Source organism: Pseudoduganella namucuonensis, assembly GCF_900116645.1.
Lineage (GTDB): Bacteria > Pseudomonadota > Gammaproteobacteria > Burkholderiales > Burkholderiaceae_D > Rugamonas > Rugamonas namucuonensis.
Genome location: NZ_FPBO01000016.1, coordinates 25437 through 36662, shown reverse-complemented (window position 1 = coordinate 36662; position 11226 = coordinate 25437). Strand labels below are relative to the sequence as shown.

Genomic DNA, 11226 nt, shown 5'->3' with positions numbered 1-11226 from the left:
CCCGCCGGGCGCCGCGCCCTAGCCCATGCGCCGCACCGACTCCCGCACCATCAAGCTCAGCGGCGGCGCCGGGAACTCCGGCTGCGGCCGGCCCAGCATGCGCAGCATCATGCCGCCGATGCACAGGCCGACGTCGTACAGCGGCTGGCGCACGGTGGTCAGCGGCGGGGTGGTGTACATCGAGCTGTCCAGGTCGTCGAAGCCGACGATGGAGATGTCCTCCGGCACGCGGATGCCGCGGCGGTACAGCGCCAGGCGGGCGCCGTAGGCGGTCAGGTCGTTGCAGGCGAACAGGGCGGTGAAGCGCTGGCTGGTGGCCAGCAGCTGGTTCAGCGCCAGCAGGCCGCCCGATTCGGAAAAGTCGCCCGGCACCACCAGCGCCGGATCGGCCTCCAGCTTGTGCCGCGCCAGCGTGTCGCGGTAGCCCGCCAGGCGCGCGCGCGCGTCCACGTGGTCGGCCGGGCCGGCGATGAAGGCGATGCGGCGGTGGCCCTGCTCGATCAGGTATTCCATCGCCTGGCAGGCGGCGCCGTAGTTGTCCAGGCAGAAGCCGTTGATGCGCTCGCCGTGCAGGTCGCGCCCGAAGGCCACGATGGGCACGCGCCGCGAGAAGCCCATGATCTGCGCGTCGTCCATATTGCCGGTCAGGATGGCCACGCCGTCCACGCGGCGCCCGATCAGCAGTTCCACCCGCTCGGCCTCCTCGTCGGCGTGCCAGTGGCCGCTCATGATCAACAGCGCGTAGCCCGATTCCTTCATCGCGTCCTCGATGCCGGTCATGGTCTTGTTGAAGTAGCCGCTTTCCAGCGACTGCGTCAGCACCCCGATGGTGCGCGTGCTGCCCATCTTCAGGCTTTGCGCCAGCTGGTTGGGTTTATAGTTCAGTTCGCCGATCACGCGCTCGATGACCTTGCGCTTGTCGTCCGAAACCTTGGCCGTGCCGTTCAGGAAGCGCGACACGGTGGCCGGCGACACGCCGGCCGCGTTGGCGACCTCGTGCAGGGTGGTGGTGCTGCGCTGGTCGTTTTTCATGGGTGGTTGCGCCGCTAGCGGAGGAAATGGTGTTGGCGTTGGCATAATGGAATCGCGGCGAGTATATCACGCGAACGTTAACTCCCCGCAGGCCCATGATACCGATTTCAGCGGATATCGGACGCTGTGGCGCGAATTCCTCCGCAGGCATCCCGACGCAGATTTAAGTTGACTTTATTTCGCCTAGAAATGTAACATGAAATCGTTTTCAGATATCGTGAAAACGATTTCTTAATCATATACCCATATTTCCAGCCCGCAGAGCGATCATGACCCAATCCAACAACTTCCCGCCGGACTTCACATGGGGCGTCGCCACCAGCGCCTTCCAGATCGAAGGCGGAGCCACGGCCGATGGAAAGGGTCCGTCGATCTGGGACACCTTCTGCGCCGATCCCGCCAACATCAAGGACCACAGCGACGGCACCGTGGCGTGCGACCACTACCACCGCTACCGCGAGGACGTGGGCCTGATCTCCTCGCTGAACGTGGACGCCTACCGGTTCTCGATGGCGTGGGCGCGGGTGCAGCCCACCGGCAAGGGCGCCTGGAACGAGGCCGGCTTCGCCTTCTACGACCGCCTGCTGGACGAGCTGGCGGCCAACAACATCAAGGCGCACCTGACGCTGTACCACTGGGACCTGCCGCAGGGCCTGCAGGACGACGGCGGTTGGCTCAACCGCGAGACCGCCCACCGCTTCGCCGAGTACGCGGGCGAGGTGGCGCGCCGCTTCGGCGACCGGCTGGAGGCCATCGCCACCCACAACGAGCCGTGGTGCACGGCCAACCTCGGCTACGGCAACGCGCAGTTCGCGCCCGGCGTGGCGGACGCCAAACAGGCGATCCAGGTCTCGCACCACCTGCTGCTGTCGCACGGCCTGGCGATGAGCGCCATGCGCGCGGCCAACACCTCGGCCAAGCTGGGCATCGTGCTGAACCAGTGGACCGCCGACCCGGCCACCGACTCGGCGGCCGACCGCGCCATGGCGGAGCTGGAGTACGCCCGCTCGGTGCAGTGGTTCATGGACCCCATCTTCAAGGGGCGCTACCCGGAACTGGCGCTGCGCGCGCACGGCGACAACGCGCCCGTGGTGCACGAGGGTGACTTCGACGCGATCCGCCAGCCCATCGATTTCCTCGGCTGCAACTACTACTTCCGCTCCTGGTGCAGCGCGGCCACGCCGCCCGTGCCGCCGCCGGCCAAGCTGGGCCTGACCGACATGGGCTGGGAAATCCATCCCCAGGGCCTGACCGAGCTGCTGATCAAGCTCAAGGAGGAGTACCCGCTGCCGCCGATCTACATCACCGAGAACGGCATGGCCAATCCGGACACCATCGTCGGCGGCGGCGTGCCCGACCAGGCGCGCATCGACTACGTGCGCAGCCACCTGGACGCGCTCAAGGCCGCCATGGACCTGGGCGTGGACGTGCGCGGCTACTTCCTGTGGAGCCTGCTCGACAACTTCGAATGGAATTCCGGCTACGCCAAGCGCTTCGGCATCATCCACGTGGACTACGCGACCCAGAAACGCACCCTCAAGCACAGCGCGCTCTGGTATCGTGAGTTCATTTCCGCCCGGGGCTGAGACACCCCGCAGGGCCCATCACCAAAAATACAACGGATTGCCACCATGAGCGTTTCCCGCCCGCCCGCCTCGCCGCTGCTATGGGTCCCCACCGGCTATTTCACGATGGCCCTGGGCTATGTCATGCTGACCAGCGTGACGGCCATCATGTTCAAGAACCTGGGCATGGACAACGGCAGGGCGGCGCAGTATTCCAGCATGCTGATCCTGGCCTACACCATCAAGCCGCTGTTCGCGCCCTTCGTTGAAATGTACCGCACCAAGAAGTTCTTCGTGCTGTGCGCGCAGGTCATGATCGGCCTGGGATTCGCCGGCGTGGGGCTGGCCATGGCGCTGCCCGGCTACATGCTGTTCCTGATGGGGATCTTCTTCGCGCTGTCCTTCGTCGGCGCCACGCAGGACATCGCCAGCGACGGCGTCTACGTCACCTCGCTGGACTCGCGCGCGCAGTCGCTGTACTGCGGCATCCAGAGCCTGTCGTGGAACATCGGCCCCATCGTGGCCTCGGGCGGCATGGTCTACCTGAGCGGCCTGCTGCACACCCGCGTGTTCGGCCACGACGCGGCCGTCTTCGGGCCGGACTGGATCGACGCCTGGCGCGTGATCTTCTTCCTGGTGGGCGGCATGACGCTGCTGATGGCGCTCTGGCACGCGCGCGTGATGCCGGACGGCGCGCGCGCCGAGAACACGCCCACCAGCGTGGGCGAGGGCGGCCGCATCCTGCTGGACGCCTTCGTAACCCTGTTCCAGAAGCGCGGCATCTGGCGCATGATCGCCTTCGCCTTCCTGTTCCGCCTGAGCATAGGCTTCCTGGAGAAGATCGGACCGTTCTTCATGGTCGATCCCGTGTCCAAGGGCGGCCTGGGCCTGTCCAATGAACTGTTGGGCATCATCTACGGCACCTACGGCCTGGCCGCCGTGCTGCTGGGATCCCTGCTGGGCGGGCTGTACGTGGCCAAGCGGGGGCTGAAGGCCACGCTGTTCGTGCTGTGCTGCGCCGTCAACATCCCCAACGCGACCTTCCTGCTGATGGCGGTCTACCAGCCCGCCGACCTGTACCTGATCGGCGCCGGCGTCGTCGTCGAGAAGTTCTTCTTCGGCTTCGGCGCGGTCGGCTTCATGATCTACCTGATGCAGCAGCTGGCGCCGGGCAAATACAGCACCACCCATTACGCCTTCGGCACCGGCGTCATGGGCTTGTGCGGGCTGGTCACCGGCGTCGTCAGCGGCTACCTGCAGGAGTGGCTGGGCTATGTGAGCTATTTCGTGTTCGTGATGGTCGCCACCATCCCGTCGTTCGTGGCCACCTGGTACGCCCCCTTCCACCACGAGGAGGCGCCCGCCGGCGGCGGCGCGCCGGGCAAGGCGGTGGCGGCGTGAAGCCGCCGGCGCTGGCCTGGCTGGCGGCGCTGGCCGCCGCCACGACCGCCGCCGCCGAGCCGGCGCCCGCCATCCGCGTCAACCAGCTCGCCTTCCCGCCCATGGCCGGCAAGGTCGCCGTGGTGGCCGATGGCGCGGCGACGTCTTTTGAAGTGGTGCGCGCCGACGACGGCAAGACCGTGTTCAAGGGCGCGCTGGGCGCGCCGCTGGCCTGGGCGCCGTCCGCCGAAACCGTGCGGCTGGCGGATTTCTCCGCGCTGACCGCGCCCGGCGACTACCGCGTCAAGCTGACCGGCCAGCCGCCGTCCGACCGCTTCGCGATCCGACCGCGGGCCTACGCGGGCCTGAACGCCGCCGCGCTGAAGGCCTTCTACTTCAACCGCGCCAGCGCGCCGCTGCTGCCCGAGCACGCCGGGGTCTACGCCCGTCCCGCCGGCCACATGGACGACCGGGTGCTGGTGCACGCCTCGGCCGCCTCGGCCGCGCGCCCGGAGGGCACGGTGATCAGCGGCGCCAAGGGCTGGTACGACGCGGGCGACTACAACAAATACGTCACCAACTCGGGCATCAGCACCTACACGCTGCTGGCCGCCTACGAGCACTTCCCGCGCTACTTCGAGCGCCAGCGCCTGAACATCCCGGAATCGGGCAACGGCCTGCCGGACGTGCTGAACGAGGCGCTGTGGAACCTGGAGTGGATGCTGACGATGCAGGAGCCGGCCGACGGCGGCGTCTATCACAAGCTCACCAACCTGGGCTTCGACGGCATGGTGATGCCGCACCAGGCCACGGCGCCGCGCTACGTGATCCAGAAAAGCACCTCGGCCACGCTGAACTTCGCGGCCGTCATGGCCGTGGCCAGCCGCGTGCTCAAGCCGTACGAGCGGCAGCGTCCCGGCCTGTCCGCCAGGATGCTGGCGGCGGCGGAGGCGGCGTGGCTGTGGGCGCGGGCCCATCCCGCCGCGACCTTCAAGAATCCCCCCGGCGTGAGCACCGGCGACTACGGCGACGAGCACCTGGACGACGAGCGCGCGTGGGCCGCCGCCGAGCTGTACATCACCACCGGCAAGGACGCTTACTACCGCGCGGTGAAGGCGGAGTCGCTGCCGGCCGCCACCCCCTCGTGGTCCGACGTCGGCGGCCTGGCCTGGATGTCGCTGGCGCGGCACCGCGACCGCCTCACGCCGCTGGCCGACCGCAAGCTGATCGCCGCCCGCGTCGACGCGCTGGCGGCCGGCTTGGCCTCGGCGTGGAAAGCGTCCGCCTACAAGGTGGCGATGACGGAGCCGGACTTCGTCTGGGGCAGCAACGCCGTGGCGCTGAACCAGGCCATGATGCTGCTGCAGGGCTATCGCCTGAACGGGCGGGCGGACTACCTGCACGCGGCGCAGTCCGGGCTAGACTACGTGTTGGGCCGCAACGCCACCGGCTATTCCTTCGTCACCGGTTTCGGCGCGCGTCCGCCGCTGCATCCGCACCACCGGCCGTCCGAAGCGGATGGGGTGGCGGCGCCGGTGCCCGGCTGGCTGGTGGGCGGTCCGCAGCCCAAGCAGCAGGACCGGAAGGATTGCCCGGTGCGTTACACCAGCGGTTTGCCCGCGCTGTCCTACCTGGACCATCTGTGCAGCTACGCCAGCAACGAGGTGACCATCAACTGGAACGCGCCGCTGGTGTACGTGACGGCCGCGCTGGACGAACTCACGCCGTCGGCGTCCGCGCCGAGTCCTCGCTGATCCCGCGTCCTCAGGGCAGGCGCTTGCCGGTGAAGCTGCGCCCGCCGTGTTCCACCGTCACCTGGGCGGCGCCGTCCTGGGCGATGCCGAAGCGCAGGTCGGCGCCCGCCTCCTCCGCGCTGAAGCGGTCCTCCGCCAAGGCCAGCAGCGGCAACGCGCCTTTTCCCTCTGGTCCCGCCGCCAGCACCTCCCCCTGCAAGCGCACTTCGAAGAACTTACCCGGCATGATCTCGTAGCGGCCTACCCAGCGTTGCAGCGCGGCTTGCGGCAGCTTGAGCGCGCCGGGCTTGGGCAGGTCGCCGCTGCGGGCGTGCACCAGCGCGTTGCCGTTGTCGGTGATGGTCGCCTGGTCGACCTTGCCGTCCGCGCCGCGCCGGAACTCGACGCGGATCTGGCTGTCGCCGATCAGGAAGGCGTTCTGCGCGACCGGCGCCAGCGCGGCACGGGGGCGGCCGGTGGCCTGGATGGTCAGCGGACCGCCATCGGTGCGTTTGACCACATGGCTGCTCTGGTCGTCGATGCGGTAGACGCCGGTGAACTGGCCCAGTTCGGCCGCCGTGTATGGCAGATTCTTACCCAGCGCCAAGGCGGCCGCATGCTGGGCGACAAACTCCGGCGCGGCCGCGCCGCCCTGGGTGTTGGACAGCACGGCGACGAACAGCTTCTGGTCCGGTACCCGCAGCACCGACGAAGTGTAGCCGTTGATGGCGCCGCCGTGCTGTTCCGTCTTGTGGCCTTGGAAGGTGGAGATGAACCAGCCGTAGCCATACGGACCTGGTTTGCCATCGGCCAGCGGCTGGGCGGTGAAGGCATCGGCAAGGCGTGCGGGCCTGAGCAGTTTGCCCGAATCCAGCGCCGCGCTCCAGCGCGCAAGGTCGTCCACCGTGGAGACCAGGGCGCCGGACGCATACGGCTGGGTGAGGCTGAGCGGCTTGGCGGGTTCGAAGCGGGCGACTTGGTGCTCGTGGCCGGCGGCGCGCTTGACCGGTCGCCGTTCGTAACCTTCGTAGGCCGTGTCGGCCATGCCGGCCGGGATGAAGATGCGCTGCTCGACGAACTTCGCGTACGGCATGCCGGACACCTTTTCGATGATGGCGCCCAGCAGGAAGTAGTTTGAATTGCTGTACTCGAAGCGCGTCCCGGGAGGGAACCGCAGCGGCTCGTTCTTGAACGTGTCGATCAGTTGGGCCGGGGTGAGATCCAGCTCCATCTGCGCCACGAAGCCCGGGCGCCCCGTGTAGTTGACGATGCCGGAGCTGTGGATCAGGAGGTGGCGCAGGGTGATCGGCGTGGGCTGGGCTGGGTACTCGGGCAGGTAGCGGCGCAGGTCGTCGTCGAGTTTCAGCTTGCCCTGCTCGGCCAGCATCAGGATCGCGACCGCGGTGAACTGCTTGGTGACCGAGCCGATGCGCATCGACATGGCCGGTTCGAGCGCCGCGCCGGTGCCGATGTCGGCCAGGCCGTAGCCTTGGCGCAGCACGGTGCGACCGTCGCGCACGACAATCACGGTGGCGCCCGGCGCGTCCGGTTTGAAGTGCTGCCGCAGGGCGGCGTCGAGGCTCGCGGCCAGCGCGTCGGTGGGGGCGCTCGCGGCGGACGCTGTGGCGGCGTTTGCGCCCAGCATGGCCAGCGGGGCGCTCAGGGTGAGCAGGGCAAATGTCAGGGCGCGAAGGCGCGGCAGGGCGGGTGCGGGCATGGTCGGGTCTCGGGGTGGGTTGAACATGGGCGCACTGTAATGACGGGGGCGACCGCCAGCAACAGGCCAGCGATGAATGGTAGAAATGGCAGCTTGAACTGCCGGTTCAAGCCCGCCAGTTGACTGCCGCTAACGGCCGCGCCCTATATCGCGACCGTCAGCTCACGGCCGCGACAGCGACCACTGCTGGTTGGTGCCGTTGTTCTGCGTGTACTGGATGATCTGCGCCCCCTCGGCCAGGCTCTTGCCCGACACGTCGAGCACGAATCCGCTCAGCAGGTTCTTCACCGCGTAGTAGCCGGTGGCCGGGCTGGAGACGCTCCACTGCTGCCCGTTGCCCGCCCAGTAGCCCCACTGCGCGATATTGGTGCCGGCGGTGGTCGAATTGCCATAGTTGTCCAGGCTGAGCAGGCTGTTGGCGTTGATGAAGCTGTAGTTGCCGTCGCCATGGCCCACCACGTACCACTGCTGGTTCTTGGCGCCGGTGTAGCTCTGCTGCTGCACCATCGCGCCGTTGGTCTTGGACGCCCCCGCCACCGCCAGCGCCTTGCCGCTCAGGCGCGACGACGCCACATACAGGGCGTCGCTCAGGCCGCCGCAGCCGTTGAAGTTGCTGAAATTGCGCGTCAACACGGGCCAGCCGCCGCTGTAGGTCATGCGCAGGAAGTCCAGCTTGGCGGTGCCGCCGTCGTTCAGGTCGTAGTAGTGGGTGGAGACGAAGTTGCAGCCGTCCTGTTTCAGCACGCCGATGTGGCCGGGACCCTTGTATTTGCCGTCCACGTTGGGCAGGACGGTGCGGGTGCCGCTGTACGGGCCGAACGGGCTGGTGGCGCGCTGCACTTCCACGTAGTAGGTGCTGTTCACGTCCTTGCAGCAGGCGCCGCGGTTGACGAACAGGTAGTAGTAGCCGCCCTCGCGCACGATGTAGGGCGCCTCGATGTCGGCGAAGCCGCCGCCCAGCACCTTGGTGACGTTGCCGGCCAGCTTGCCGGTGCCCTGGTTGATCTCCGCCACGCCGATGCCGCCGAAGAAGGAGCCGTAGGACATGTAGATCTTGCCGTCGTGGTCGCGGAACAGGGCCGGGTCGATGGCGTTGATCTCGTTCTGGCCGCCGAACGATTCGACCACGATGCCCAGGTCGGTCCAGCTCGGATTTTTCAGCGAGGCCGAACGCGCCACCCCGATCGCCGACACCGACGTGCCCCAGCTCGACACCGAGTAGTACAGGTAGTAGTAGCCGTTCATGTGGATCACGTCCGGCGCCCAGAACGAGCCGCCGAAATTGGGGATCTTGTTGCCGATCCACGACGGATAGGTGGTGAACACGGGCGCCGGGCCGCCCGACCAGGTGGTGAGGTCGGTCGATTTCGAATACCAGATGCCGGTGCCGGTGGTGAAGTTGAACCAGGTGTCGCCGTCCTTGGTGACGGTGCCGGGGTCGTGCGCGTTCTGCAGCCCCGAGAGAGTGACGGCGGACGCCGAAACGGCGCACACCGCCAGGCAAAGCATTGCCAGCAGTTTCTTCATAGTCGTCTCCATTATTGTAATCATTATTTTTTTACCGCCACGCAAGAGTAGGACGGACGGCGTTCGCCTTCCAATCATATTTTTGTCGCGAACGATGTCAGCTTTGGTATTGATGCGAAGCATGGTTCCGTTAGAATGGGCTGGACACCAGGAGCCATCGCATGACCGAAACCACCGCCGAATCGTCCGCCGAACTGTCCGCCGAAACGGCCCCGGCATTGCCCGGAACGCACGTCCGCCATCTGCGCCAGGTGCTGCTGTGGCCCTTGCGGCTGATGCCCGGCACCGGCGCGGACCAGACTTCGCAGCGGCCCTGGGAACTGCTGCGCGGCATGGCGGACGACGGGGGCGCGAACCCGTGGCGCGAGGTGGTCGACGAATTCAACGGCGACGCCGCCAACTTCCACGAACGCCACTACAACGAGTTCGTCACCTTCCTGCCCTTCGTGCAGCGCTTCCTGTACGGCGAGGCGCGCGCCGGCCGCGCCGAGACCGGCGGCGCCGGCATGCGCGTGTTCCGCCGCCACGACGTGGCGCGGGCGCGCGTGGTCGCCAAGCCGGGCGACGCGCCCCGGCTGCTGGACATCGTCCACATCGACCTGTACTTCTTCTTCGACGTGGACGTGGTCATGCTCAACGTGGAGGTGGCGGCCAGCGACCTGGAACTGGCGCAGGCCCAGGAACTGCTGTACCGCTTCGGCCGCGGCTACCCGGCCGGCTGGGACGAGCAGGGGCAGGCGCTGCACTGCATGAGCAGCGTGGAGTGGCTGGACGCGCGAGGGGATGTGTTGTCGCGCTCCGATGCCCAGCAGCGCGACGCCTTTCTGGCGCACGTGTGCGAAAAGCGCGCGCCGCGCATCGCCGCGCACTGGCAATTCCTGCTCGAGCCGCTGGTGTACGACCTGAGCGACCGGGCCGGCCCGCTGCGCTACCGCCAGATCGAGTACTACCGCATGCCGGTGATGGCCTTCCTCGCGGTCGACGATCCGCGCGCGCTGTCGCGCGAGGACTTCGTGCGCCTCGGCCTGGTCACGGGACAGAACGGCGGCGCGCTGCCGTATTCAGGGCAGCACCTGGGCGACTTCGAGCGGCAGGTGTGCTACGACCGTTTCTGGACCGGCGAGGGCGCCGCGCCGAACACGCGCTACCTGTGCAGCGGCCTGTCGCTGATCGTGGTGGGCGACGCCAACGCGGACTTTTTTTGCTGCCGCGACCGGGGCGTGCTGGCGCAGTTCCGGCACCAGCACTTCCTGGTGTTCATGATCGCGCACCTGCAGAAGTCCTCGCTGCTGATGTTCTCGGACCGGCTGGCCGAGGCGCTGAACTGCCTGAACGTGGTGGACGCGAACAGCGTGCGCCGCTTCAAGCGCCGCATCCGCTCGTCCTTCGAGGGCTTCCTGCGCTTCACGCACCGCTACTGGTTCAAGGACATCTCCGAGCAGGCGCTGGTGCGCGCGCTGTACGACATGTGCTCGACCCAGCTGGGGCTGGAGAAGCTGCACGCCGAGGTCAAGGTGCGGGTCGAGGACATGAACGGCTACCTGGAGGCGGACAGCCTGCGGCGGCAGGCCAACACCGTCGTGCGGCTGACGGTGGTGACCATATTCGGCCTGATCGGCACCGTCACCACGGGCTTCCTCGGCATGAACCTGCTGGCCGAGGCCGACGCCCCGATGGATCGCCGCCTGACGATTTTCGGCGTCACCTTCATCGTCACCACCGTGCTGACGGCCTACACCATGGTGAAGTCGAAGCGGCTGTCGGACTTCCTCGACGTGCTGTCCGACGAGCGCCTGCCCTTGTGGACCAAGGCCAAGGCGCTGGTGGCGGTGTGGCGGCCGGAGAAGGATTGACGGGCATATGCCACCAGGCTAGGCAAGGCCATCCAGCAGTCCGTCGGCGGCGAGCAGGTCGACGATGCTTTGCTCCTCGATGATGTAGACCCCGCGCGCCGCGCGCCACACCAGCTTTTTTTCGTGCAGGGCGATCAGCGCCTGCCTGCTGCGCGCCGGGCACGTCGGCTTTCGCCTCCTCCGGCGGCAGTCCCGCCAGCAGCATGGCTTTGCGGTACCGCTCCAGGGGCCCGCCTCGACAAACAAAGGCCATACCCGCTCGGCTTGCAGGGGAAAGGGGAGGGCGGCTTTGCCGCAGAACCAGTCCACGAAATCGCGCCCGAGGGTGGGAAAGTTGACCATGGGCGCGGCGAAGAAGGCCTGCTCCTTGCTGTTGCGCAGCATCGCCAGCTTGTCGCGGCTCAAGCGGTGCAGACCAC

General features: G+C 67.5%; 8 protein-coding genes. 4 read left to right on the top strand and 4 right to left on the bottom strand.

What is annotated here, in order from left to right; translation table 11 throughout:
- Nucleotides 1–18 precede the first annotated feature (18 nt).
- Nucleotides 19–1032: a LacI family DNA-binding transcriptional regulator gene (locus BM436_RS17470; protein ID WP_093556809.1), complete on the bottom strand. Its 1014-nt coding sequence runs from the start codon at nucleotides 1030–1032 to the stop codon at nucleotides 19–21.
- A 269-nt stretch (nucleotides 1033–1301) separates the two neighbouring features.
- On the opposite strand from BM436_RS17470, the gene BM436_RS17465 reads away from it, so the two are divergent.
- From BM436_RS17465 to BM436_RS17455, 3 genes are read left to right on the top strand one after another with little or no spacing between them, the layout of a single operon-like run.
- Nucleotides 1302–2618 carry a GH1 family beta-glucosidase gene (locus BM436_RS17465; protein WP_093556808.1) on the top strand — a complete coding sequence of 439 codons (1317 nt, stop codon included), beginning with the start codon at nucleotides 1302–1304 and terminating at the stop codon, nucleotides 2616–2618.
- 45 nt (nucleotides 2619–2663) lie between these two features.
- Nucleotides 2664–3998 (top strand): MFS transporter, encoded by a 1335-nt coding sequence (locus tag BM436_RS17460; RefSeq protein ID WP_093556807.1) that lies wholly within the window; start codon nucleotides 2664–2666, stop codon nucleotides 3996–3998.
- Nucleotides 3995–5731, top strand: a complete 1737-nt coding sequence (locus BM436_RS17455; RefSeq protein ID WP_218164879.1) for a glycoside hydrolase family 9 protein — start codon at nucleotides 3995–3997, stop codon at nucleotides 5729–5731. The genes BM436_RS17460 and BM436_RS17455 overlap by 4 nt, the downstream gene beginning before the upstream one ends.
- A 10-nt stretch (nucleotides 5732–5741) precedes the next feature.
- On the opposite strand, the gene BM436_RS17450 is transcribed toward BM436_RS17455, so the two are convergent.
- Together BM436_RS17450 and BM436_RS17445 are read right to left on the bottom strand one after the other, a co-directional pair.
- Nucleotides 5742–7427 carry a serine hydrolase domain-containing protein gene (locus BM436_RS17450; RefSeq protein WP_177307293.1) on the bottom strand — a complete coding sequence of 562 codons (1686 nt, stop codon included), beginning with the start codon at nucleotides 7425–7427 and terminating at the stop codon, nucleotides 5742–5744.
- 162 nt (nucleotides 7428–7589) lie between these two features.
- Nucleotides 7590–8954, bottom strand: a complete 1365-nt coding sequence (locus BM436_RS17445) for a family 43 glycosylhydrolase (protein ID WP_093556805.1) — start codon at nucleotides 8952–8954, stop codon at nucleotides 7590–7592.
- A gap of 161 nt (nucleotides 8955–9115) precedes the next feature.
- Here BM436_RS17445 and BM436_RS17440 point away from each other — a divergent pair, with 161 nt between their 5' ends.
- Nucleotides 9116–10807, top strand: coding sequence for a magnesium transporter CorA family protein (locus tag BM436_RS17440; RefSeq protein ID WP_371859648.1), 1692 nt, complete (start codon nucleotides 9116–9118; stop codon nucleotides 10805–10807).
- An 18-nt stretch (nucleotides 10808–10825) separates the two neighbouring features.
- Here BM436_RS17440 and BM436_RS17435 read toward each other — a convergent pair whose 3' ends face one another.
- A complete protein-coding gene (locus tag BM436_RS17435) occupies nucleotides 10826–11212 on the bottom strand; it encodes a hypothetical protein (RefSeq protein ID WP_093556804.1) in 387 nt (128 codons plus the stop codon).
- Nucleotides 11213–11226 lie beyond the last annotated feature (14 nt).